Origin of the sequence: Micromonospora citrea (assembly GCF_900090315.1) — a bacterium.
Lineage (GTDB): Bacteria > Actinomycetota > Actinomycetes > Mycobacteriales > Micromonosporaceae > Micromonospora > Micromonospora citrea.
Window position 1 is genome coordinate 515,276 of record NZ_FMHZ01000002.1, and the last position, 22,641, is coordinate 537,916.

At 72.0% G+C, this 22,641-nt stretch carries 20 protein-coding genes and 1 pseudogene; 11 read left to right on the plus strand and 10 right to left on the minus strand.

What is annotated here, in order from left to right; translation table 11 throughout:
* Nucleotides 1-44: 44 nt before the first annotated feature.
* Nucleotides 45-2,165 (minus strand): DNA methyltransferase family protein, encoded by a 2,121-nt coding sequence (locus GA0070606_RS02585; protein ID WP_091094879.1) that lies wholly within the window; start codon nucleotides 2,163-2,165, stop codon nucleotides 45-47.
* Between the two features lie 214 nt (nucleotides 2,166-2,379).
* Here GA0070606_RS02585 and GA0070606_RS02590 point away from each other — a divergent pair, with 214 nt between their 5' ends.
* The 4 genes from GA0070606_RS02590 to GA0070606_RS02610 all read left to right on the plus strand — a co-directional run bounded on the left by GA0070606_RS02590 (nucleotide 2,380) and on the right by GA0070606_RS02610 (nucleotide 6,287).
* A complete protein-coding gene (locus tag GA0070606_RS02590) occupies nucleotides 2,380-2,913 on the plus strand; it encodes a DUF4352 domain-containing protein (protein ID WP_091094880.1) in 534 nt (177 codons plus the stop codon).
* Between the two features lie 96 nt (nucleotides 2,914-3,009).
* On the plus strand, nucleotides 3,010-4,770 hold the full coding sequence (locus tag GA0070606_RS02595) for a DUF6119 family protein (protein ID WP_091094881.1): 1,761 nt from the start codon (nucleotides 3,010-3,012) through the stop codon (nucleotides 4,768-4,770).
* 74 nt (nucleotides 4,771-4,844) lie between these two features.
* Nucleotides 4,845-5,462: a hypothetical protein gene (locus GA0070606_RS32330; RefSeq protein WP_176737208.1), complete on the plus strand. Its 618-nt coding sequence runs from the start codon at nucleotides 4,845-4,847 to the stop codon at nucleotides 5,460-5,462.
* 9 nt (nucleotides 5,463-5,471) lie between these two features.
* A complete protein-coding gene (locus GA0070606_RS02610; protein WP_091094884.1) occupies nucleotides 5,472-6,287 on the plus strand; it encodes a ribonuclease HI in 816 nt (271 codons plus the stop codon).
* Nucleotides 6,288-6,340: 53 nt separating this feature from the next.
* Here the strand turns inward: GA0070606_RS02610 and GA0070606_RS32335 are convergent, their stop codons facing one another.
* Complete coding sequence (locus GA0070606_RS32335) at nucleotides 6,341-7,336, minus strand: hypothetical protein (protein ID WP_176737209.1); 996 nt, start codon at nucleotides 7,334-7,336, stop codon at nucleotides 6,341-6,343.
* Nucleotides 7,337-7,448: 112 nt separating this feature from the next.
* Nucleotides 7,449-8,543, minus strand: coding sequence for a PQQ-dependent sugar dehydrogenase (locus GA0070606_RS02625; protein ID WP_091107178.1), 1,095 nt, complete (start codon nucleotides 8,541-8,543; stop codon nucleotides 7,449-7,451).
* A gap of 233 nt (nucleotides 8,544-8,776) precedes the next feature.
* Between GA0070606_RS02625 and GA0070606_RS02630 the strand changes: the two genes are divergently transcribed.
* Entirely contained in the window at nucleotides 8,777-9,790 is a 1,014-nt protein-coding gene (locus GA0070606_RS02630; protein ID WP_176737210.1) for an L-histidine N(alpha)-methyltransferase, read from the plus strand.
* A gap of 178 nt (nucleotides 9,791-9,968) precedes the next feature.
* Nucleotides 9,969-10,118: a hypothetical protein gene (locus tag GA0070606_RS32340; RefSeq protein ID WP_176737211.1), complete on the plus strand. Its 150-nt coding sequence runs from the start codon at nucleotides 9,969-9,971 to the stop codon at nucleotides 10,116-10,118.
* 259 nt (nucleotides 10,119-10,377) lie between these two features.
* Here the strand turns inward: GA0070606_RS32340 and GA0070606_RS02635 are convergent, their stop codons facing one another.
* The 4 genes from GA0070606_RS02635 to GA0070606_RS02650 all read right to left on the minus strand — a co-directional run bounded on the left by GA0070606_RS02635 (nucleotide 10,378) and on the right by GA0070606_RS02650 (nucleotide 13,698).
* Nucleotides 10,378-10,803 (minus strand): hypothetical protein, encoded by a 426-nt coding sequence (locus GA0070606_RS02635; RefSeq protein WP_091094887.1) that lies wholly within the window; start codon nucleotides 10,801-10,803, stop codon nucleotides 10,378-10,380.
* A 61-nt stretch (nucleotides 10,804-10,864) separates the two neighbouring features.
* Nucleotides 10,865-12,355: an MFS transporter gene (locus GA0070606_RS02640; RefSeq protein ID WP_091094888.1), complete on the minus strand. Its 1,491-nt coding sequence runs from the start codon at nucleotides 12,353-12,355 to the stop codon at nucleotides 10,865-10,867.
* A 109-nt stretch (nucleotides 12,356-12,464) separates the two neighbouring features.
* Complete coding sequence (locus tag GA0070606_RS02645; protein WP_091107182.1) at nucleotides 12,465-13,223, minus strand: SDR family oxidoreductase; 759 nt, start codon at nucleotides 13,221-13,223, stop codon at nucleotides 12,465-12,467.
* A gap of 13 nt (nucleotides 13,224-13,236) precedes the next feature.
* The gene (locus tag GA0070606_RS02650; RefSeq protein ID WP_218105954.1) at nucleotides 13,237-13,698 is read right to left on the minus strand and encodes a carboxymuconolactone decarboxylase family protein; all 462 of its coding nucleotides are present in this window, start codon (nucleotides 13,696-13,698) and stop codon (nucleotides 13,237-13,239) included.
* A gap of 261 nt (nucleotides 13,699-13,959) precedes the next feature.
* Here GA0070606_RS02650 and GA0070606_RS02655 point away from each other — a divergent pair, with 261 nt between their 5' ends.
* The 5 genes from GA0070606_RS02655 to GA0070606_RS02670 all read left to right on the plus strand — a co-directional run bounded on the left by GA0070606_RS02655 (nucleotide 13,960) and on the right by GA0070606_RS02670 (nucleotide 18,222).
* Complete coding sequence (locus tag GA0070606_RS02655) at nucleotides 13,960-14,838, plus strand: RNA polymerase sigma-70 factor (protein ID WP_218105955.1); 879 nt, start codon at nucleotides 13,960-13,962, stop codon at nucleotides 14,836-14,838.
* A 205-nt stretch (nucleotides 14,839-15,043) separates the two neighbouring features.
* The gene (locus GA0070606_RS32345) at nucleotides 15,044-15,193 is read left to right on the plus strand and encodes a hypothetical protein (protein WP_176737212.1); all 150 of its coding nucleotides are present in this window, start codon (nucleotides 15,044-15,046) and stop codon (nucleotides 15,191-15,193) included.
* A complete protein-coding gene (locus GA0070606_RS02660; protein ID WP_176737213.1) occupies nucleotides 15,190-16,425 on the plus strand; it encodes a YcaO-like family protein in 1,236 nt (411 codons plus the stop codon). Before GA0070606_RS32345 ends, GA0070606_RS02660 begins: the two co-directional genes overlap by 4 nt.
* A 7-nt stretch (nucleotides 16,426-16,432) precedes the next feature.
* Entirely contained in the window at nucleotides 16,433-17,848 is a 1,416-nt protein-coding gene (locus GA0070606_RS02665; protein WP_091094892.1) for a TfuA-like protein, read from the plus strand.
* Nucleotides 17,845-18,222 (plus strand): DUF1264 domain-containing protein, encoded by a 378-nt coding sequence (locus tag GA0070606_RS02670; protein ID WP_218105956.1) that lies wholly within the window; start codon nucleotides 17,845-17,847, stop codon nucleotides 18,220-18,222. The genes GA0070606_RS02665 and GA0070606_RS02670 overlap by 4 nt, the downstream gene beginning before the upstream one ends.
* 1,965 nt (nucleotides 18,223-20,187) lie before the next feature.
* On the opposite strand, the pseudogene GA0070606_RS02675 reads toward GA0070606_RS02670, so the two are convergent.
* The 3 genes and pseudogenes from GA0070606_RS02675 to GA0070606_RS02685 form a co-directional block, all read right to left on the minus strand.
* A pseudogene (locus GA0070606_RS02675) lies at nucleotides 20,188-20,835 on the minus strand (response regulator); the annotation flags it as partial.
* Nucleotides 20,832-21,953, minus strand: a complete 1,122-nt coding sequence (locus GA0070606_RS02680; protein WP_091094893.1) for a sensor histidine kinase — start codon at nucleotides 21,951-21,953, stop codon at nucleotides 20,832-20,834. The gene GA0070606_RS02680 and the pseudogene GA0070606_RS02675, both read right to left, overlap by 4 nt.
* Complete coding sequence (locus tag GA0070606_RS02685) at nucleotides 21,950-22,516, minus strand: hypothetical protein (RefSeq protein WP_141721554.1); 567 nt, start codon at nucleotides 22,514-22,516, stop codon at nucleotides 21,950-21,952. Before GA0070606_RS02685 ends, GA0070606_RS02680 begins: the two co-directional genes overlap by 4 nt.
* Nucleotides 22,517-22,641 lie beyond the last annotated feature (125 nt).

Here is a 22,641-nt window from a genome sequence, read left to right on the forward strand (position 1 = left end):
GGTGCTCCTCGTATCCGTATCTGCGGTGCGGTCAGTCTTGCTGGTCACGGCGGGGTGGGTCCAGCCGGCGGCGGGCCCTCCGTGATGGTCAGGGTGCCGTCGGTGAGCCCGGCCACAGCGCGACGGCTGAGGTCGTCGAGCAGGTCGAGCTCACGGCGGGCAAGGTTACGGCGCGCCTCCACCGCCGCGAGCAGCGCGTCGAGGCGCGCCACGTCGGCGGGAGGCAGCAGCGGAAGTTGCAGGTCAGCCAGCCGGGTCGCGACGCGGACGGCGCCGCTGGGCCGCTGTTTCTGTACGGCGTTGACCAGTACTTCCAGCACCCGGGGGGTGAACCGGTCACGACCGTCCGGCAGGATGCGTAGGACCCGCGTCGGATAGTCGACAACCGAGAATCCCGGCTCGTCGTGGTATGCCCGCAGTCGGGGCGTCACCGTCACCAGGACGTCGCCGGGTTCGGTCAGCCGGGCACGGGGATAGCGCTGCGCGAAGAGGGCCCGGTCGATCCGGCGGGCGCCGATCCGGGCGCCGGCGGTCAACTCCGGCGGCCCGATCACGGGGTTGTGGCCGTCGGTGCCGACGTGGTCGGCGGCGATCCGGCTGCCTTTGAGCAGGGCGAGATGACCGTCCCGGACGAGCGCGGCGATGGACTTCGTCGGCGCGCGCTGGATGTCGTCCCGCGCGCCCACGTGGGCGCGCAGCCGGGGGCGCGGATCGGCCAGCCGGTCGAGCTCCGCCTCCGTGTCGGCCAGCTCCGCGACCGTCACCCGTCCGTCCCGTGTCAGGTCACGCAGCGTGGCGGGCCGGCGCGCGGTCAGCGGGCGTCGAGGCACCGTCAGGTCCGCGATCCGCACCTGACTGGCGTACGCCCGAAGGTGCTGGTCGGGCCGGTGACCCTCGCGCCGCCAGGTGGCGACGTCGACGACCAGGTTCTCGACCACGTTGTCGGTGAGCGGCCGATCGGAGACGTCCGCCAGCAGGACCCGCCCCTGCCACTCGGGCGCCTCCTCGTGCCTGAGCACCCACAGCGCGCTCTGGTAGCCCGGTCGGAAGGGCATGATTCCGCCGGGAAGCTGGACGACTGCCTCGACCCTGCCGGTGGCCAGCAGCTCGTTGCGGGAGCGGGCGGCCGGCCTGTAGGGCGGCAGTGCGCCGACGAGCAGCTCGGCGGGGCCGAACACCACGGCGGTCTGCCCCGGCGCGAGCGCCCTGGTCAGCTCGGCGAGCTCGGCGAAGGGGTCGAGATCGGTGCGCGCCTCGGCCGGCTGGTAGGGCAGCCGCATGAGCACCACGTCGGCGGTGGGCGAGCCCGACGGTCGGCCCGCGGCGATGTCGAGCTGCCAACTGCCTCGCGAGACGCCGTGCACCACCAGCCGGCGGCGGGCGAGGCGCGCCAGCAACGGGTCGGCCTCGGCGGCGAACATGACCGGCTCGTGCTCCCCGAGTGCGTGCCGGGCTGCCATCAGCAGGTCACCCGTGCCCGCGTGCGGATCGGCGACCTGGACGAGACCGTGCAGATCCGCGTGCTCCCGCACGCCGGAGAGCTCGACCATCAGACGAGCCAGTTGCGGAACGACCGCGTCCTCGTAGAGCCGCGGCACGCCGAAGCGGTGCCGGGCGGCGAGCACCCGCTCGTATGCCTGGGCGGTGCCCCATGCTGCCTCGATCAGCTCGTCCACCACCTCGGCCAGCCACGCCGCGTCCGGCGGCAGTGCCTCGATCTCCGACCGGAGCAACTCGTTGTCCCAGTCGGCCTCGGTGGCGCGCTCACGAAGTGCCTCTACGACGTGCCGGTCGGTGAAGCCGTCGGGACGTAGCGGCTCGTCGTCGAGGTGGTGCAGGCAGATCAGCGCGGTCGTGGCGCTGACCAGGTCCTCCGGAGTGAGGGCCCGACGCCGGCCGACGCCTGACGACATCCCCGTCTGGAGTGCCAGACACGAGAGCACATGAAGTCGGAGGTCCGGCTCGATGGACCGACGCTCGGCGCGACCGGTGTCGACCAGCCAGTCGACGACTTCGCGAGCCTTGAACAGTGGCCGCCCGCGGTCCGTCTGCGCCGGGGCGGGGAAACCCGGATAGCGGCGACGCCACGTGGTGACCACGGGGCGTTGCACCCCGGCCAGCTCGGCGATCTCGGACAGCGAGATGAGGTCCGTGGCACCGGCCATTGGTCACCTCCTTGCACTCGACGATCACGCGGGTGGTTGGGTCGACAGTAGATGTCGGAACGACTCTTTTCCAGCCCTGCATTGATAACCCGGGTTATCAACGCTTGCGTCGCTGCGTGCTGGCCTTCGCCTGCAATGGGCTGCTGTGATTCATCGGCATCAGCGAGCGGCCGATCCCCGAGCCGCCGCATCCCTTCTGCAATCGGAGCTCATCATGCGTAGGACGACCGCCCTTGCTCTGGCCGCCGCTGCCCTCGTGGCGTTCGGCTGCAGCGCCGGCTCCACCGACGAGACCAGCAGCTCGGGCGGTGGCGACGGTGCCGCCAAGGGCGAGGAGAAGGCGGCGAAGACCGCCAAGATCGGCCAGCCTGCCCGGGACGGGAAGTTCGAGTTCACGGTGAAGTCGTCCAAGTGCGGCGTCGCCAAGGTCGGCGACAGCGTGCTCGGCGAGAAGGCGCAGGGCCAGTTCTGCCTGGTCACGATCAACGTCAAGAACATCGGCAAGGAAGCCCAGATGTTCGACGGCAGCAGCCAGAAGGCGTACGCGGCCGACGGCACCGAGTACTCCTCCGACACCGGCGCCGCCATCTACGCCAACAAGAACGCCGAGACGTTCCTCAACGACATCAACCCCGGCAACCAGGTCACGGGGGTCGTGGTCTTCGACATCCCGAAGAACGTCAAGCTCGCCAAGCTCGAGCTGCACGACTCGCCGTTCTCCGGCGGCGTCACCGTCGCCCTGAGCTGACTCCTCGCGCCAGGGGCGGGCCCCGCGAAGCCCGCCCTCGGCGCACCACGCGTCCCCGCCAACTGCCAGCACAGGTCTCTACGCGAGGAGATTGAGATGCGCGGTGCGACGGGCCGGATCTCGTCCGGCTCCATCACCCGCCCCGCAGGCCGGAAGGACCCCCGCCGGCCCGGCCCTGAGCAGCCCACCCTGTTCGACGTCCCCGCCCCACCCGGCCCGCCCGGCACCTACCCCACCACCATCTATCGCCTTCGGGTTTCCGCCACCCCGGAGGGCCTGCAGGAGGCACTCAACCTTCGCTACCTGACCGAGAACGGCTTCGAGCCGTCGCCGCGACAGGTCGCCGGCGCACCCGCGCTGCTGGTGCACGGCACGGTGCCCCGCCTGCGCGCCGAGTGGTGCGACATCCTCGCCGGGCTGACCGGCGGGGAGGTCGAACTCGGCTACAGCAGCGGTGGCGGGGCGCTGCTGCTGGCCGTCGACGACCGCGTGTACGCGCTGACCTACGGGACCCTCGGCCGCCACATGGTCGAGCAGGAGGTGATCGACCGGACGTTCGGCGTGTCCTTCGCCGTACGGGCGCTGGTGCCGAGCGACATCCGGCAGGTCCGCCGACGGGTCGTAGGTGCCAGCGGGCGGGTGGACCGCAGCTTCGTCCCCGCCGGCCAGCCCATCTGGAAGTACGGCATCGACAAGTGGGGCGAGATCGTCGGCCAGGTTTGCGGCTACACGGACAATCCGCAGCTGACCGTCTGCCGGCGCAGCGGCAAGCCCGCCCGGATCGACGGTGGCGACGCCCTGCACATCCACGTATGTGTCGAGCCCGCCGGGCTCCTCGCGGACCTGCGGGAGATCGAGCGAGTCTGCCAGGAGGAGTCGCCCCTGGCCGACCTGGAGTTCATCACCCAGATCCGACCGGTGCCGCCATCGGACGCGCGCATGCCGGACCTCATCGGCGCCCTGGACGAGCGGTTGGCGCTCGTCGATCCGCCTGCCCTCGGCGTGGCGGTGCCCGGCAACCTGATCGGCGACATCGAGCGCGCCGCGTCGTACGTGATCCAGGTTCCGAAGTCCGGCCTGGCCCCGACCTTGACCGACGAGCTGGACCTGCCTGCCATCCTCGCCCACACCAACGGCGCGCTGGACGGCGACCGGTGGAACGGACTGCGCAACGGAAGCGTCACGCTCTACGCCGACGCTCACGGTACCGAGGCGATGGTGAGGACCCGGGCCTACCACTGGATCACGGCAGAGGTGGCCGTCGGCACCAGTCACCTGCTGCTCCACGAGGGCGACTGGTATGAGATCGGCGACCGGCACCGAGACTTCCTGCGCCGGGAGATCGCCGAGATCCTGGCCCGGCCCTCCGACGTCGCGTTGCCGCCCTGGACCAGCGACCTCAAGGACGAGGACGCCTACAACCGGGCCGCAGCCCACCGTGACCCGAAGCTGGTGCTGCTGGACAAGAAACTGCTCCGGACGGCCCAACACCGGCGCGGCATCGAGGCGTGCGACCTGCTCGGCCCATCCGGCGAGCTGATTCACGTCAAGCGTGCGAAGAGCAGCGCCCCGCTGAGCCACCTCTTCGCCCAGGGCATCGTCTCCTACGAGGCGCTGCGCTATCAGGAAGACGCGCGCGCCAGGTTCCTCGACGTCGTGCGGCGACAGCCGAACGGACGTGATCTGAGCCCGGACTTCCGCCCCACCAAGGTCGTCTACGCCATCGCGCTCGACGCCGGCCGTGCGATCACCGTCGGCTCGCTCTTCACCTTCGCCCAGGTCGCGCTCTATCAAGCGATGAAGTCGCTGCGGAACGAGGGTGTCGAGGTCGAGGTCGTCGGCATCCCATCCGCCTGATCCGTCCACGACATCAGCTCCACAGCGTCCCGCTGACTCAGCCGCCCCACCACCGCCTCGACGAGGAGAGAACCATGACCGAGCCCCAGGCCCAGCCGGAACCGCAGCCCGCGCCCCAGACCCACCCCGAGGCGACGGACACCGCCGACCCGCAGACCGCCCCGCGGAAGAAGCCCCAGGTCCGATGGATCATCGCCGGCGTCGCCGTGCTGGTCCTGCTGCTCTGCTTCGGTGGCTGCGGCGCGCTGCTGGCCACGACCAGCGGTGACGAGCCGGTCGCCGGCAAGACCGTCGCCTCCGCCGCACCGCAGGCGCACCCCGCCACGTCCGCCGCCACCACCACCGCCGCCGCCACGACCGCGCCCGCCACGACCGCGCCGCCCGTTCCCGCCTACGGCACGCCGACGAAGAGCGACTTCATGCTCAAGGTCAAGATCCTGAAGAAGAAGTGCTTCGGCAGCGCCGGCTGCAACATCACCTACCGGATCGACGTGACGTACACCGGCGACGTCGACCTGGACCCGTCCAAGACGTACGAGGTGACGTACCAGGTCAAGGGCGCCGAAGACCCGATCATCAACACCTTCGAGGTGTCGGGCGACTCCGCGTCGGTGCAGCAGGAGGAGACGGCCGGCACGAAGCGTTCCGGCGACAAGCTGACCGCCGTCGTCACCGACGTCTCCGAGCTCTAGGGAGGCGACGTGCGTCCCGACGAGTTCCTGCGCGCCCTGGACCTGCTGCCCGACCCCCTGCGCGACCGTGCCGTCGCGTTGCGCGCCTACGCCCGCGCCACCCGCTGCGAGGGCTGCCAGCGGATCGGCGACGCCGTGCGGCTGGCCCTCACCGCCGCCCACTACGACGAACTCGGCTCGGCCCGACAACTGCTCGACACGGCGGAACAGCAGGCCGCCCGGCACGAGGTCCACCGCCCGCAGCCGAGCTCCGAACGCGGTCGCGGCCGGGTCGGCCGCTGGGCGGAGACGTCCTCGGCCGTGGTCGCCGCGACCGACGCGAGCTGGAAGGGACGTGCCGGCGGCATCGGGTACGTCGTCAGCGACGGCCACTACGGCCTGCGCGGTCGGGGCACCGGCCGGCTGGACCCGACGGGCGCCTCGCGCGTCCTGATCAACGAGCTGCGGGCGGTCGACTTCCTGCTGTCCGCGTACGACGAGGCGCCGGCCGGCATGACCGTGCTGCTGGACAGCCTGGCCGCCCTGCGCTATCTGCACCGCTGGCAGGGCGGCGAGACCGGCGCCATGCCGGCCGGCTACAGCCTCCGGCCGCGCCGCTGGGCCGACCAGCCGACGCTGGTGCGCCTCGCCGAGTGTGTGGCCCGGCGGCCGGATCTGTCCTTCGCCCACGTCAAGGGGCACAGCGGCCACGCCCTCAACGAGGCCGCCGACGGCCTGTCCCACATGGCGCGCCGGCGGCTCGGCGAGTCCTTCGACGTACGCCCCCGGGCGCACGCCCTCGTCGACGCCTTCCTGCGGGACTGGCACACGAGCGTCGCGCGCTGACCGCACCAGCAGCCCGCCCCGTCCGGCTCCTCCGGCCCTTCCGGCTCGTCCGGTCAGTCGGGTCCGTCCGGGCGCTCCGGGCCGGCCGGGCGGTGGCCGAGGGCGGGCGGGAAGGCCAGCAGCAACGCCATCCCGAGGCCGGCGAGCACCCCGGACAGCGAGTAGAGCACGTCGGAGTCGGCGCTGTTGATGGCGGTGTTGCCGGCCAGCGCGGTCAGCGGCGCGCCCGGGTTGAGGGGCAGGGTGCCGATGACCACGATCAGCAGCATCGCGTACGGGCCGAGCAGGGCCGCCAGGGCGGCGAGGGCGTGCCACCGCCAGACCGGCCGCCCGTCCGGCCAGTCCCAGGCCAGCAGGGTGACCCCGGTCAGCAGCACCGCGCCGAGCAGCACTCCGGGCAGGATCCGCGGGCCGGGCGGCACCGCCCGCACCAGCAGGACCGCGGCGGCGGCCGCCGCGCCGATCCCGACCGCCAGCCGCTGTCGGGCCGGGTGCCGCCCCGGGGCCGCCGCCAGCGCGCAACCGAGGGTCAGGGCGAGCAGCAGCAGGCTGGTGACGACAGCCGCCGGGTTCAGTTCCGGCTCCCGGTCGGTCGGTGACTCGATGCCCGCGGCGATCAGCACCGACACTCCGGTAACGCAGGCGGTGGCGACCAGCGCCCGCCGATCGCGGTCACCGCGCTGCCGGCGTACGGCGAGGGCGGCGGCACCGGCGACGGCCGCGCAGCCGGCGACGGCGAGCAGCACGGTGAAACCCGCGCCGGTGGGGTCGGCCCGGTCCACGGCCACGTCGGCGGCCAGCCACGCGCCGCCCAGCAGCACCGCCGCAACGCTCCACCGGCGGTTGCCGCCACCGGCCAGCACGAGCCCCGCCACGGCCCCGACGATCGCGACGAAGCGCAGGTCGCGGGCCCAGTAGGCGTTGTTGCCGCGCAGCGCCTCGGGCCACGGCCCGACCTGTTCCGTCAGCGGTTGCAGGACGGTCATGCCGAGCGCCCAGAGCACCGCGGCGACCGCGGCGAGGAGAAGTCCGGCAGGACGTACGCGCATGGCCCGCACCCTAGCCGGCCGTTCCCCGACCGGCGGCCCCGCAACGGCCGTGGGCCGCGACCGGCGAACCGGTGTGGGTACGTGACCGCGGGTGCGGCGCCTGGCCGGGATGTCACCGCCGCCAGGAGCGTGGTGGGAACCGCAGGACGCGGTCGTCGTCCGCCGCGGGAACGCCCCGACCGTCCCGGTTGCTGGTCGTGACCCACAGCGAGCCGTCGGGCGCGTACGCGACGGTGCGCAGCCGCCCGTACGTGCCGACGAGCCGCGCGGTGGGTGTGCCGGCGCGGCCTGCCCGGTCGAGCGGTACGACCCACAGCCGGTTGCCGCGCAGGGCCGCGACGTAGAGGGTGTTGCCGACGATCGCCGCGCCGCTGGGTGACGCCTCGGCGGGCGTCCACGTCACGATCGGGTCGCGGAAGCGCGGGTCGCCGGCCGTTCCCTCCACCACCGGCCAGCCGTAGTTGCCGCCCGGCACGACGCGGTTCACCTCGTCCCGGCGGCTCGCGCCGAACTCGGTGGCGTAGAGCCGGCCGCGCCAGTCCCAGGCGAGGCCCTGCACGTTGCGGTGGCCGAGGCTGTAGACCGGCGAGCCGGGGATCGGGTTGCCCGAGGGCACGCCGCCGTCCGGCCGGATGCGCAGGATCTTGCCGTTGCGGCTGCCCGGGTCCTGGGCGGTGGACGCCTGTCCGGCGTCGCCGACGCCCGCGTAGAGCAGACCGTCGGGGCCGAACGCGAGACGTCCGCCGTTGTGCACGTCGGCCCGGGCGAGCCCGGTGAGGACCGGCTGCTGGGCGTGCGGTGCGGCGAGCCGGAAACGCACGATCCGGTTGTCGACGCTGGAGGTGAAGTAGACGTACACGTGGCCGTCGCATCGGTGGCGAGGCGAGACGGCCAACCCCAGCAGCCCGGCCTCGCCCGTCGCGGCGACACCGGAGATCTGCGCGACCTGCTGCGGGGGCGAGCCTCGGCGTACCCGCAGGACCCGTCCGCTGTTCCGCTCGGTGACCAGGGCGCTGCCGTCGGGCAGGAAGTCCAGCCCCCATGGTGCTTCGAGGCCGGTGGCGACGGTCTCGGGTCGGGTGAAGTCGAATCCCCGCCAGCCGTGGGCGGCGCCCTCGCGTACGTGGGCGGTCGCGGGGGTGGGCATTCCGGCGACGCTGGAGCAGACGGCGACGGCCATGCCGGCGACGAGAGTGCGTCTTCTCATGGCGGACCCCCACGGGTGCTCGGCACACGCCGGCGTCGCCGGCGTCACCCGCGCGGGAAGGGGCAGGGCGGGCGCGACACCACTGTCCTCCTCGTACCGTCTCGGGGTCGTCACCGTGGCGACCGCCAGATAGACGTCCACGGCGGTGGTCGCCGACCCGGTCCCCGGTGCTCGCGGCGAGAGAGGTTCGACTCAGGACAGCCTCGCGGAGTCGACGCACGTACCATTCGATCATGACTGGTGTGCAGCGGCGTGTGGTGTCGCCGAGCGAGGAGTTCTATCGCACCTATTCGGCGACACAGGTCGATGCCATCGTCGCTTCGCTCGCGCAACGCGCCGAGTTTCCGTTCGAACTGACCTACCTCGGCGGCGGCAGCGAGCTCTGGCGTGCCGGTGAAGTGAGGTCCACCGCGGAGGTCGCGCCGGTGCTGCGTGACTTCGACACGGTCCTGGCACGGCACGCGGAGCGGTTGCTCACCCTCGTGCCGCCGTCGACGCCGGTCCAGGTGGTCGACCTCGGGCCAGGCACCACACGTCCGGTCCGTGGGCTGATCCGCCACCTGCTGGACGGCTCCCGGCTGGCCGGCTACCACGCGATCGACATCAGTGCGGAGATGCTCGAGCTGGCACGGCGGAGCCTTCGCACCGACTTTCCCGATCACGCGGACCGCTTCGAGCTGTGTCGCGGTGACTTCACCGGTCCGGATCTCGCCCGGGTGCTCACCGCCCGGCACGACGATGCCGGCCCGGCGCGGTTCGTCGTGCTGGCGGGCGGGACGCTGTACAACTTCGCCGATCCGACCCGGGTGCTGCGCCATGTGGGCCACACCATGAGCGGCCACGACGTCCTGCTGCTGACGCTGCGCGTCGACACCGGCGTCGACCGACCGCCGTTCATGGATCACGTCCGCGTCGGTGGCCCGTTCAAGCCTCAGCAACTGGCGGGGCTGGACCTGCTCACCATCGACCGGTCGTGGTACCAGACCGAGACGGGGTTCGACCGCGACCGCAGCGAGATCTTCGTTCGGGTGCGGTTCGTCGTACCGGTCGCCGTGACGTTCGACGTCGGCGGCGACCGGAGGACCATGTCGTTCGAGCCGGGCGACACCGTCCTCGTCTGGCGCTACCTCTACCTCGACCGCGCTGGGATAGCCGACCAGCTGGCCCGCAGCGGGCTCGAGGTGCGCCTGTTCGAACGCGGCCAGGACAGTCAGGTGGCGCTCGTCGCCGCGACGCGGGCGGGGTGAACGCTTCACCTCCCGGCAGCACGCGGCGCGTGACGTGGAACGGCGTTCGGCCCTCACGCGGTGCGGGCCGCGCGTGTCCGAGGGCGGACGGAAGGGGACGACATGACGCAAAAAGATCGAGTAGCATCGGCCTCTACATAGGATCGCCGCGGCGATCCAGGGACGACTGGAGGTTGAGATGATCCTCGTTCTTCCCACCGCGGAGGAGCTCCGCGACGAGCAGCGCAGCGTGCCGGACGACATGGACGGCAGGCCCAAGGACAGCAGCTGGACCTTCAAGTTCACGGACAACAGCGGCGTCGAGCCCGCCGACGTGCACGGCGCGTAAACAAAGGAGTCGGGCGGTCCATCGTCGCTGAGCTTCTCGGCGGTGGCACGGCGGAAAGCGATTGGCCAGGCTGTTCGGCACCGGACCATCCGATCCGGCGCCGAACGGTCCTGGGCCGCCCGCTGTCCGTTTGGTTGCAGCCTGTGCCCCGAAGCGCCGCAGCACCGGCGCGCGTCGCGGCGGCTCTCCGCGCTGCCCTACCTGGATCAGGACTGACGTCAGTCCCGCCTGCGCGGCGAGCCCTGCCCAGGCCCTCAGTTCAGTCGGCTCTGCGGGCGGGGCGGGTCGACCACACCTGCGCCACCAGGACGGCGCTCGCGCCGAACAGTGCCACGCCGAGAGGGACGTGAACGGCGAGATTGCCGCTGCCACCGACCACGAACTGGACGCTGATCAGCAGGAAGAGAAGCGCGCTGACGGCCGGGTATCGCGCCGATCCGCGGCCCGCCCGCCAGACCAGGAGCGCGGCGATGATCTGCAGGACGATCGCTACCGTGACGACGGGGCCGGTGGCGTCGTGCAACTGGCTGCCATCCTCGCTGGACATGAGCTGTCCGGCGGTGATCCCCTGCACCAGCAGCGCGGCGGCCAGGATCACCGTGCTCGCCTTCATCAGGCCGAAGAACCGGGGAGGCGCGGACCGCTCCGCACGAGCAGCGGGGGGCAGCTTGGTCGGCGTGGACATGGGATCACTCCTTGGTGGGGACGCCGGACGCATGATGTGTCGACTCTCGAAGGACGGGCCCTCAGGCGGGTACGGGTAGCGGCTCGGTGTTCGCGGCGCCCTCGGTGACGCCGTGGGGCGCGGGGCGCGGAGTGTTCATCAGCACGGCGACGATCAGCGCGCCGACCGCGATGATCCCTGCGGCCCAGGCGCTGGCCGCCCCGAAGCCCTCCACGATGGCCTGCCTGGCAACGGCCGGGCCCGAACCGTGCGAGGCCAGGTAGTCGACGGTCGCACCCGTGGCGATGGTGTTCAGCAGCGCGGTGCCGATCGAGCTGCCGATCTGCTGCGCGGTGTTGAAGCTGGCCGAGGCAACGCCCGAGTCGCCCTGATCGATGCCGTGGGTGGCGTAGTTGAGGGCCACCGGCATGATCATGCCCGCGCCGAATCCGAGCAGAAGTTGCGCGACCAGCACTCCGCCGACATAGCCGGTGTCGGCGTCGAGGGTGAGCATCCACAGCATGCCGCAGCAACTGATGAGCATGCCGGGCACGATCAACGCCCGCGGCGGGAGCTTGGGCAACAGCCGGACAGTGAGGGCGCCGGCCGACATCAGGACCGCCATGACCATCGGGAGGAAGGCGACGCCCGTCCTGATCGGCGAATACCCCATGACGACCTGCATGTGGTAGGTCATGAAGAGGAACGCCCCGAACATTCCGATGATGGCCAGGCCGACGGACAGGTAGGCACCGGCGCGGGTGCGGTCGGCGACCACTCGCAGCGGCAGTAGCGGCTGCCGCACCCGGCTCTCCACGAGGGCGAAGGCGGCGAGCAGCACCGCGCCGGCGGCCAGCAGGCCGACGACCCTCACCGAGCCCCAGCCGGCGGACTCCGCCTGGCTGGTGGCGTACACGATCGTGACCAGCCCGCCGGTCACCAGCAGCACGCCGGGGATGTCGAAGCGCGCCCTGCCCACGCGCCGCGATTCGGCGAGCACCACGTACCCGCCGATCGCCGCGATCAGCGCCATCGGGATGTTGACGTACAGACACCAGCGCCAGTTGAGGTAGTCGGTCAGGGTGCCGCCTGCCAGCAGCCCTACCGCGCCGCCCGCGGCGGTGATGGCGCCCCAGATTCCGAAGGCCTTGGCGCGGTCCCTCGGCTGGGTGAACGTCACTGTCAGCAGGGACAGCGCGGACGGCCCGAGCAGCGCGCCGAACGCGCCCTGCAGGACGCGGGCGGTCAGCAGCATCTCGAAGTTGGTCGCCGCGCCACCGAGCGCCGACGCCGCGGTGAAGCCGAGCAGCCCGACCAGGAAGGCTCGCTTGCGGCCGGTGTAGTCGGCGATTCGACCGCCGAGCAACAGCAGGCTGCCGAACGCGAGCGTGTACCCGGTCAGGATCCACTGCCGGTCGCCGTCGGAGATCCCCAGGTCGCGTTGGAGCGACGGCAGCGCGATGTGCACGACGGTCGCGTCCAGGATGATCATGAGCTGGCCCAGCCCGATGAAGAACAGCGCGGCCCAGCGGCGCGACGTGACCGCCGGAGCCTGCGCCCTCGTGTTTGCCATGATTTCCGCCCTCGCTAAATGAAGGTGTCGCGCGCCGCGGGGTCGCTCGCGCGGCGGCTCGGTACCGACTCCGGTGAGCCGGCCACGTGCGTGGCCGGCTCCGTCCGGGTCAGGGTTGGGTGGCGAGCCACTGCTCGAAGGTGGGCCCGGCGAGCTTGGCGTGCGGGCCGGGCAGGAACGCGCCCTTGGCGGCGAGGCCGGCGTCGGGCATGCCGGAACCGTCGACGCCGACGACCTTGACGCCTCGACGGACGCCGAGGAGTTGGGCCGCCTCCGACATGGTCTCCTCGCGGGGGCCGGCCACCTCGGGGATCGGTTGCCCCGGGGCGGGTGCGTCGGGATCCAGGGCGAGGTCGACCAGCGTCTCGGCCACGGTGCGGCAGGCCACGAGCTGGGTGGGCAGGGCCGGGACGTAGGCGACGTCGCCCTGCTGCCAGTCCAGGAGCTGACCGACGAACTCGTGGAACTGCGCGGCCCGCAGGATGCGGACGGGCAGCGGGCCGGACAGGAGGAGTTCCTCGTGCACCTTCTTGGCGGCGACGAACCCGGCGGTGGCCTTGTCGGCGCCGATGATGGACGCCGCGGTGATCTGGTCGACCCCTGCCTGCTGGCCCGCTTCGTGCAGGTTACGGGCCGACGTGCGGAAGAACTCCGTCGCCGCCTCCTGGTCGGAGGAGTGCCATGAGGCGACGTCGATGATGGCGTCGACCCCGGTGAGGGCCTCGGCGAGGCCCTCACCGGTGATGATGTCCACGCCGGTGGCTCGGGACATCGACACGACGTGATGCCCCCGTTCGGTGAGGACGTCGACGACGTGGCGGCCCAGCCGCCCGGTTGCTCCTGCCACCGCGAACTTGGTGATGTTCAAGCTGGTGCCCTTCTCACTCACTGTAGTTCTGCCCCGGGGGCATGCCGGGGATCGGCTTGGCGATGAGAGCGGCGGGGGTGAAGAAACCGATGTGGGCGATCGCCATGACGAGCGACCACATCGCCTTGGTGTCGTAGTGCGCCGACACCCTGGCGTACAGCTCATCGGGGACACGCTCCCCTGCCGGGTTCGGGGTGAGGACCGCCTCCACGAGCTCCAGCGCGACCCGTTCGGCGTCGGTGAAGTAGGTGGCGTCCCGCCAGGTGGCCACGGCGGCGATGCGCTCCTCTGATTCCCCGAGCCTGCGGAGGTTGCCGGTCTCCCGGATGGTGAAGTACGTGCTGCCGAGGATCTGCCCGGCGCGCAGATGCAGCAGACTGACGGTCGTCGGGGAGATCGGACCGTCTCTGAGGGCCTTGTGCAGGCCTTCGCCGACCTCCGCCATTCCGGGAAGGAACGGGAGGGGATTGGGCATGCGCGACCGGAGGTCGGTCGTCGTCGGTGTGGACATGCTCGGGACTTCCCTACTCGTGATGTGGCGTCACTTCGGGCAAGAGATCCCGGCGATCGGCTCCGTGTGACAGCGGCACCGACGTGACCTAGGCCACCGAACCTCGGTGTCACAGAACGGTGGCGACCGGGATCGTATGGTCATGGCACGATCGCGAACGGACAGGCAGAACCAGCGATGAGCGACCGCGTTGAGCAGCCGACGTCCGCAGCTCGTCACACCCGCATGGACGCCGCCACCGAGACATTCGTCGCTCACCGCAATCTGCTGTTCACCCTCGCCTACGAGATCCTCGGCTCTGCCACGGATGCCGAGGACGTCCTGCAGGAGAGCTGGATGCTGTGGGTGAGCGTCGACCTCGGCACGGTGCTGGACCAACGCGCGTACCTGATCCGCATCGCCACCAGGCAGGCACTGAAACGACTACGCACCCTGGACCGGCGCAAGGAAACCTACGTCGGACCATGGCTACCCGAACCGCTGCTGACCGCACCGGACGTGGCCGAGGACATCGAACTGGCCGACAGCGTCTCGATGGCGATGCTGCTGGTGCTGGAGACACTCACGCCGACCGAGCGGGCGGTGTTCGTGCTGCGCGAGGTGTTCGACCTGGACTACGACGAGATCGCCGACGCCGTCGACAAGACATCGGCCGCCGTACGCCAGATCGCCCACCGGGCACGGGCACACGTAGCCGCGCGCCGGCCTCGCGGCAGTGGCTCCCCTGCCGAGCACCGGGCCGCGCTCCAGGCGTTCCAGCGAGCGGTCGAGACCGGCGATCTGCAGAGCCTGCTCGACGTCCTCGCGCCGGACGTCGTCGCCCTGAGCGACGGCGGGGGTGTCAAGCACGCCCTGCTGCGGCCCGTCGTGGGGATCGAGAACGTGGCTCGCCTGCTGGCCGTCGGCTGGTGGAAGCGCGATGCAAGAAGGTCGGTCGAACTGGTGCAGATCAATGGTGGCCCGGGGCTGCTCGTCCGAGTGGATCGCGAGATCGACGGTGTGGTGGCGGTGCGGGTGGAGAACGGCTACGTCACCGGCGCCTACCACGTGCGCAATCCGGAGAAGCTGTCGCGCATGGAGCGGGAAACCGCCGTGACCCGCTGAGTCGACAGATCTACCGGTGAGGCGTCGCGCCCGCCCAGGGCCCGCGCCTGGGGTTGGTCGATCGACGGGTTCGGTGGCGGAGAGCGACGCGGGCGGGGCGAACGCTTTCCCTCCCGACAGCAGCCGGCAGGCCCGGAAGATCGAGTAAGATCATGTTCCAAATAGGAACGATGTCGCAATACCGAGGACGACTGGAGGTCGGCAGATGATTCTCGTACTTCCCAGCGCGGAGGACCTCCGCGACGAGCAGGGCAGCACTCCCGACGACAGGGGCTGGAAGTCCAGGGACACCGCCTGGTCCTTCAAGTTTACGGACAGCAGCGGCGTCGAGCCCGCAGACGTGCACGGCGCGTGACCGAAGGGGTCAGGCGGTCCACCGCCGCTGATCGTCTCGACGGCGGCACGGCGGAAAGCGTGTCGGGCGGGGGCGGAGCGCCCGAGCGCTCCGCCCTCGCCCTCGACGACACCCGCAAGGCCTGCTGGTCCGGCACCCACCGGGTGCTGACCGCCGCGCAGACGCTACGGCGGATCGAGCCGCTCTTTCCAGTCGTCGGTATCACCCGACTGGCCGACGTCACCTGGCTCGACGAGATCGGCATCCCGGTCTATCAGGCGGTCCGGCCGAACTCCTGGACGCTGTCGGTGAGCCAGGGCAAAGGGCTGACCGACGACCTCGCCAAGGTTTCCGCCGCCATGGAGTCGATCGAGTCGTGGCACGCCGAGCGCGAAGGTCCCGGCGAGTTGGTCGCGACCGTGGCCGACATGGAGCGCGAGTGCGGATACCGCGTCCACGAGCTGCCGCTGGAAAGCCGCCACCACCTGAGACCGGGTCTGAAACTGGAGTGGACCAGGGCACGTCGCCTCGACGGTGGTGCGGACACCTTCCTCCCGACCGGGCTCCTGCGACTCGACGGCCGGGTGCGCGGCACCTGGATGCCGCCGCTGTTCGCGCTGAACAGCAATGGACTGGCCAGCGGCAACACCTTCGCCGAAGCGGCGCTGCACGGCCTCTACGAGGTCATCGAGCGGGATTGCCTGACTCGTGCCGAGAAGATCCCGCCCCGCGTTCTGGACCTCGCCTCGGTGGACGGCCCGGCGCGGGACCTGCTGGATCGCATGGAGGCCGCCGGCGTCGACGTCCGGGTCGAGGTGCTGCCGTCGCCGACCGGGCTCGCCTGCTTCCAGGCCACCATATGGAGCGAGATGTTCCCGGTGCTCTTCGCCGGGGCCGGCGCCCACCTCGATCGTGACGTCGCCCTGTGCCGGGCCCTGACCGAGGCGGCGCAGTCGCGGGTCACCGAGATCGCCGGCGCCCGCGACGACATCGCCTCGGGCGGCTACCGGCGTGCCGGCTCGGACCGGTCCACGCGGCCGGCGCCGCCCTCCGAGGCCGACCGAACGACGTACGACGAGATCGGTTCCGTCCGCAACGACAGTCTCGCCGACGACCTGCACACCACGGTGGCGGGCGTGCTCGCCATGACCGGGCGGTCTCCGCTGGTCGTGGACCACACCAGGCGCGAGGTGGGCATCCCCGTCGTGCGGGTGGTCTGCCCCGGGCTGGACTGCGACCCCGCGCTCCTGTGAGAAATCGATGACACGCTACCTCTTTGTCGGCCCGAGCCTGCCCGACGCCGCCGACCTGTTGGCCGCGGACGACATCACCCTCCTGCCACCGGTGGCGGCGGGAGACCTGCTGCGGCTCGCGCCGCGGCAGGGCGACGTGGTCGGCCTCGTCGACGGGTACTTCCATCAGACCCGCGCCGTGCGACACAAGGAGATTCTCACCCTCCTCGACGCCGGCGTGACGGTGCTGGGCGCCGCCAGCATGGGTGCGCTGCGCGCAGCGGAACTCGACACGTTCGGCATGGTCGGCGTGGGGCGCGTCTACGATGACTACCGGCAGGGCCGACTGACCGCCGACGACGAGGTGGTCCTGCTGCACGGGCCGGCGGAGGAGCGATACCGGCCGATCTCGGAACCCCTGGTCAACATCCGCGCGACCCTGGACCTCGGCGTACGGGAAGGAATCCTCGACGAGGCGACCGCCGGCCAGCTTGTCGCCGCGCTGGCGCGCCGGCCGTACCGGCTGCGCTCGCACCCGGAACTGATCCAGCTCGCCCGTGGGGCGGGGATGCCGGACGAACGCGTCGAGGCGCTGCGGCACCTCTGCGCGACCCGGGCCGTCAACCTCAAGCGGGACGACGCGCTGCTGCTGGTTGGTGCGCTGCGTACGCTTGGCGACGGCCGGGCCGACGATGACGCGAAGCGGGCGGCGGACCAGCCGGCCGACTTCACCGTGGCCCCCACGGTCTACCTGCACCGCTGGCGGTTGGGGGCGCGCGGCATCGACACCGGCGACGGTCGGGTCCCCGAGCTGAGCATCCTGCGGATGTGTCAGCTCTTCGCCCGCGACTATCCGGAGTTCTACCGGGACCTGGTCCTGCGTCATCTGACCCGGGAGTGTGCCGACACCTGCCGGGTCGACGAGGCGGGGGAAACGCTCGCCGGGGCGCTGGCGCACGCGAGGCACCGCTACGTCGTCCCCGACGACCGGTCGGGCGAGCCCGAGGACCTGGGCTTCCTCGACCTGTGGCTGACCCCGGCCGAGCGGGCCTCGCGCTGCCTGGCCGACCAGCTCGGCATCTTCGTGGTGCGCAGCTTCCGAGTGACGCCCGGGGTGCCTGCGGACGGCCAGGCGCTGGACGCGCTGCGCGGGCGGCCGGTCGTCGCGACGGCAGCGGAACTCGTCGGCGCCGCACGGTCGGTGAACGATCAGGCCCGGCAGGTCCAGCCCGACTTCGACATCCACACCCTGTCGACGGATCGCATCCTGTCCTACTTCAGCGAACGCTGGGGCGCCGAGCCCGGAACGCTGGAACTGCACGCGTTGGACCGGGGTATCGACTCCCTGGACGTCCTGGTCGCCGCGGCCCGACCGTACTACCTCCTGGCCAAGTACAACCCGAGCCTGGTGGACCTGCGGGTCGACCCGACCACCCGACCGTGAACTGCCGCCAGGTCAACGACGACTTCCTGCAGTGCGTGCTGTTCGACGGCAACACCGCCGAGGCCAACCTCATCGGCGTCGAGTACATCGTCTCCGAACGGCTGTACGGGACGCTGCCGCGCGACGAGCGCCGCTTCTGGCACCCGCACAACTACGAGGTGCTCGGCGGCTCCCTGATCGCCCCGGGCCTGCCGGAGCCGGCCGAGCGGGCGCTCATGGCGATGCTGATGAACAGCTACGGCAAGACCTGGCACACCTGGCACACCGGCCGCCTCGACACCGGCCCGGACGACCGGACGGTAGCTGCGTGGTACGGCGGAAGCGGGACCGGCCCGACCGCCCGTTTCCCGCCGGCTCCCCCTCGCGCGGCGTAAGGGTCAGCCGGGTTCGAGCCGGAACACCGCGAGGCCGCCGCTCAGCCCGGCGAAGATGCTGCCGTCGTCGGCGAGGACGACGAGCTTCACCACGTCCTCGACCGGGATGTGGTGCAGCATCCGGCCGTCGGTGAGGTCCCACACCCGGATCACGCCGCCTTCCGAGCCGGTGACCGCCACCGGGCGTGCGTCGGCGAGGCGCCCGCAGGAGACGCCCTTGTTGTGCAGGGGCACGGCGGTCGGCCCGCCCAGGGCGTCGAGCGCCGCACCGCCGTCGCGCAGCCGGTACCGGTGCAGCTGCTCCTTGCGGTCGACGACGGCGACGATGGCGTCGACGGTGTCCAGGGACCGGACGGTCTCGGCCGCCAGGGAATGGACGGCGACCGGCTCGCCTGACGCCAGGTCGAACATCATCAGGTCCCGCCAACTGCCGACCACGGCGAGGGCGCGGCCGTCGCAACGCACGGTGCGCACCGTTTCTGCGACGCGGCCGAGGAACGTACGGCCGAGGTCCTCGCCGGTGACCACGTCCCAGCGGTGCAGCCAGCCCCGGAACCCGAGCGCGACGGCGACTGCCCGCCCGTCCTCCGTGACGCCTGCGGTCACCGCTCGCAGCGATTCCGGCCGATCCTTTGGCGGCTCCCGGCCGGGCGGATAGTAGGTGCCGGTGCCGGGCAGCGGGTCGGCCGGCGGCGTCTGGAAGGTGTGCACCAGCCGCCCGGCGGCCACGTCGAACACGAGGGCGCGGCCGTCCTGACCAGCGGTCACGGCCAGCGCCGGCCCGCCGGGCGGCACGACGCACGCCGCGGCTGTCGCGTTGTGCTCGCCGATCTTGACCACCTCGGTCGATTCCCGGTCCCAGACGCCGATCGCGCCGTTGCGGTGGCAGACCACGAACACACCTCGGCCGCCGGCGAGCACCGCGCCGGCGGCATCCGGCGTACTGAACGCCTCCCCCGCCGGTGTCGACGGATCCGCGTAGCCGGGCCACAGCCGTACCACGCCGTCCGGGCCACCGCGCAGCGTCCCGAGCGGCGTCAACGCCAGCGCGGTCACCGCCCGCTCCCACCCGCGCCGGGGCGGCGGCGGCTCGTCGGCGTCGCTGTCCCAGCGCACCGGCCCGGCCTCGACGGGTGCCCCGCCGGGCAGCGTCCACTGCCCGCGCGCCGACACGTGCCCGACGCCACTGCCGGCCGCCGCCTGCACCACGGGTGTGCCGTCCGGCAGCCAGCCGCACAGGAGCTGGTGGATCGTCCCGGGCAGGGCCGCCACGGTCTGGTGCGGCTCCTCCTCGCCGACCAGCATCCACCGGGTCGACCAGGGCAGTCCGCCCGACTGGTCGCCGAGGTAGCCGATCCGGTCGGCGAGCTGCTCCGCCCCGGTCCGGCGGGCCGCCAGCTGCAGCGCCGCAGCCGCGCGTCCCCAGTCGTCGCGCAGGTAGGCGACCGCCCGCCGGTACGCGTGCGCGACCGCCGCCGCCTCGGCGGACACCACCGCGTCCAGCACGGCCAGCAGCGCGCCCGGCTCGGCGGCGAGCAGGAAGCCGGGGTCGAGCATGAGCCGGTCGAGCACACCACCACGCGCGGCGTGGCCGGCCAGGTTGGCCCGCACGTAGCCGGTCGCGGCCCGCCAGTCGGGCTCGCCGCCCGGCAGCGTCGGCAGCGCGCCGACGAGCGCGTCGGTGATCGCCGCGTGCACCTCGCGGTCGCCGGCGTCCGGACGGGCGAGCGCCGCCGTCACGGCGGCCAGCCCGGCGGGCGGCAGGTCCGCGCCGCCCAGCCCGTACGACCGGCGTCCGGCCGTCGACGTGTCGTCCGTCGCCGCCCGCCGCTCAGGCCGACCGGTCGGCGATCCAGGTTCCGCGTCGGGCGTCGGCGACGAGTCCGTGGTCATCGGGTTCCGCCCCCCCGGGCCGCCGCGACCCGCACGGTCAGGGAGCGCGGGCCCGGCCGGGGCACTGCCCTGCCCGGGCACGACCAGGCCGGTCTCGTACGCCGCGATCACGGCCTGCACCCGATCGCGCAGGCCGAGCTTGGTGAGGACGTTGCTGACGTGCGTCTTCGCGGTGTGCGTGCTGACCACCATGGCGGCGGCGATCTCCGGATTGGACATGCCCTGCGCGAGCATCCGCAGCGTCTCCCGCTCGCGGCCGGTCAGGATGGACAGCCGCTGCGTGGGCAGGGGTCGGGCCGCGCCGCCCGCGGTGAACTGCTCCACCAGCCGCCGGGTCACCGACGGTGCGAGCAACGACTCCCCCTTCGCCACCACACGCACGGCGTGCACGAGGTCGTCGCGCCGCACATCCTTGAGCAGGAAGCCGCTGGCCCCGGCCCGCAGCGCGTCGTACACGTGGTCGTCATGATCGAAGGTGGTCAGCATGACGATCCGGCAGTCGGTCTCGGCGCCGATGATCCGGGCAGCGTCGATGCCGTCCATGCCCGGCATCCGGATGTCGAGCAACGCCACGTCGGGGCGATGGGTCCGTACGGCGGCGACCGCCTGGAAGCCGTCACCCGCCTCGGCGACCACCTCGATGTCGGGCTGCGCGTCCAGGATCATCGCGAAGCCGGCACGCACCAGTTCCTGGTCGTCGGCGACCACCACCCGGGTCACAGCGGCAGCCGCGCGCGTACGGTGAAGCCCGCGGGCCCCGGGCCGGCCGACGCTGTCCCACCGCACGCGGCGGCACGCTCCCGGATGCCGGTCAGGCCGTTGCCGCCGGAGGGCAGCCCGGTCCCGGCGCCCCGGCCGTTGTCCCGAATCTCGATCCCCAACTCCTGCTCCTGCCAGCTCAGCCGTACGTCGGCGCGGGACGCGCCGGCGTGCTTGACGACGTTCGTGAGCGCCTCCTGGACGATCCGGTAGACAGCCACCCCGAAGGCGGGCGGCAACGGCCGGGGCTCGCCCGCCACGTGGTAGCCCACCTCCAGCCCGGCCCCCGCCGCCTGCCGCACCAGGGCGGGCAGGTCCTCGATGGCCGCCTGCGCGACTGCCGTCCCCCGATCCTGCCGGAGCACCACGAGCATGCGACGAAGCTGGTCCATCGCGTCCCGGCCGGCGGCGGCGATGGCGTCGAACGTGGCGACGGCCCGCTCCGGATCCGCGCGCACCGCGACCGGTCCCGCCTCCGCCTGCACCACCATGAGGCTCACCGCGTGCGCGAGGATGTCGTGCATCTCGCGGGCGATCCGGGCGCGTTCCCGCTCGGCGGCTCGTTCGGCTTCCAGTACCCGCTCCCGTTCGAGCCGTGCGGCACGCTCCTCCAGCACAGCGGCGTGCGCCCTGCTTCCCGCCGCCGCTCTGCCCAGGGCGTACGCGGTCACGGAGACGACGACGCCGCGAAGCGCGGTGTCCGACGAACCGACCGTGAGCAGCCCGCCGACGAGGAGCATGGCAAGCGCACCCCATCGCGTCCACCGCCCGGACCGGGCGGCCACCGTGTAGATGGCGATGAGCGACCCGTACCACAGCGGCTGCGGCGCCACGTCGTCGACCAGGTCGTAGGAGGCGCCGAAGACGCAACTGACGAGCAGCACGGTCACCGGCGCTTTCCGCCGCGCCACGAGCGGCAGCGCGGAACCGACGGTGACCACATATCCCCACCAGTGCCACGGGCCGTCCCGGGACAGCAGCGGCCAGAGCTGGGCCACGGCGGCGCAGACCGCCAGCGCGGCATCCGACCACGGCGATCGCGCCCACCGCCTCCACCACACGGTGCGCCATGCTGTCATGCGTACGTCGGAGCCCGGCGGGCGAGGGGCACCAGGGCGAGCATGATCAGCAGGCCGGCGACCGGCAGCAGATCAAGGTTGGTCGCCGCGGCCCCGATGCCGAGCAGCAGGCACACCGGAGCCCACACCGCGACCGCCCGCAGCGCCGCGAGGTGAACGACCAGCACGAGCAGCCCGACGTGGAACAACGCCGGCCCCGGCCCGTATACGGCGGTCGAGAGGCCGGGCACGTCCTGCACAGCGCCGAACATCTCCCGCATCCCCGCCTTGTCGTCGGCGGCGAGCCCCACCACGATGTCGATACCGATCTGAGCGATCGAACAGACCAGGCCGACCACGCCGACGGCGGCGGTAGTCGTGGCCACCACGCCACCGCCGATCATCCGTCGCGCGACGATCACCACGAAGCCGAAGAGGAACAGGGCGACGAGGAAGGCGGCATGCCCCAGGGTCCAGAGGAGACCGGGACCGTGCTGTCCGTCCAGCCCGTCGAGCAGCCGGACCAGGCCGTAGACGATCGTGAGCGCGGGGGCGAGGACAATGACGACGGGTGCTTTCTGCATGCGGTCGATCGTCATCTTTCCCGGTCGGCGAGACATCGCCGACGTCGGCGATGTCTCGCCTCGCCCACGAGACCCGGTACCGGCCCGTCGAGCGCGGCTGCCAGGCCGAACCGGTCACACCGCGC

Bases quoted from the DNA above. Each gene is read 5' to 3' on its own strand.
- GA0070606_RS02585 (WP_091094879.1), bottom strand. From the start codon at position 2,165: ATGGCCGGTGCCACGGACCTCATCTCGCTGTCCGAGATCGCCGAGCTG.
- GA0070606_RS02590 (WP_091094880.1), top strand. From the start codon at position 2,380: ATGCGTAGGACGACCGCCCTTGCTCTGGCCGCCGCTGCCCTCGTGGCG.
- GA0070606_RS02595 (WP_091094881.1), top strand. From the start codon at position 3,010: ATGCGCGGTGCGACGGGCCGGATCTCGTCCGGCTCCATCACCCGCCCC.
- GA0070606_RS32330 (WP_176737208.1), top strand. From the start codon at position 4,845: ATGACCGAGCCCCAGGCCCAGCCGGAACCGCAGCCCGCGCCCCAGACC.
- GA0070606_RS32335 (WP_176737209.1), bottom strand. From the start codon at position 7,336: ATGCGCGTACGTCCTGCCGGACTTCTCCTCGCCGCGGTCGCCGCGGTG.
- GA0070606_RS02625 (WP_091107178.1), bottom strand. From the start codon at position 8,543: ATGAGAAGACGCACTCTCGTCGCCGGCATGGCCGTCGCCGTCTGCTCC.
- GA0070606_RS02630 (WP_176737210.1), top strand. From the start codon at position 8,777: ATGACTGGTGTGCAGCGGCGTGTGGTGTCGCCGAGCGAGGAGTTCTAT.
- GA0070606_RS32340 (WP_176737211.1), top strand. From the start codon at position 9,969: ATGATCCTCGTTCTTCCCACCGCGGAGGAGCTCCGCGACGAGCAGCGC.
- GA0070606_RS02635 (WP_091094887.1), bottom strand. From the start codon at position 10,803: ATGTCCACGCCGACCAAGCTGCCCCCCGCTGCTCGTGCGGAGCGGTCC.
- GA0070606_RS02640 (WP_091094888.1), bottom strand. From the start codon at position 12,355: ATGGCAAACACGAGGGCGCAGGCTCCGGCGGTCACGTCGCGCCGCTGG.
- GA0070606_RS02650 (WP_218105954.1), bottom strand. From the start codon at position 13,698: ATGCCCAATCCCCTCCCGTTCCTTCCCGGAATGGCGGAGGTCGGCGAA.
- GA0070606_RS02655 (WP_218105955.1), top strand. From the start codon at position 13,960: ATGGACGCCGCCACCGAGACATTCGTCGCTCACCGCAATCTGCTGTTC.
- GA0070606_RS32345 (WP_176737212.1), top strand. From the start codon at position 15,044: ATGATTCTCGTACTTCCCAGCGCGGAGGACCTCCGCGACGAGCAGGGC.
- GA0070606_RS02665 (WP_091094892.1), top strand. From the start codon at position 16,433: ATGACACGCTACCTCTTTGTCGGCCCGAGCCTGCCCGACGCCGCCGAC.
- GA0070606_RS02680 (WP_091094893.1), bottom strand. From the start codon at position 21,953: ATGACAGCATGGCGCACCGTGTGGTGGAGGCGGTGGGCGCGATCGCCG.
- GA0070606_RS02685 (WP_141721554.1), bottom strand. From the start codon at position 22,516: ATGCAGAAAGCACCCGTCGTCATTGTCCTCGCCCCCGCGCTCACGATC.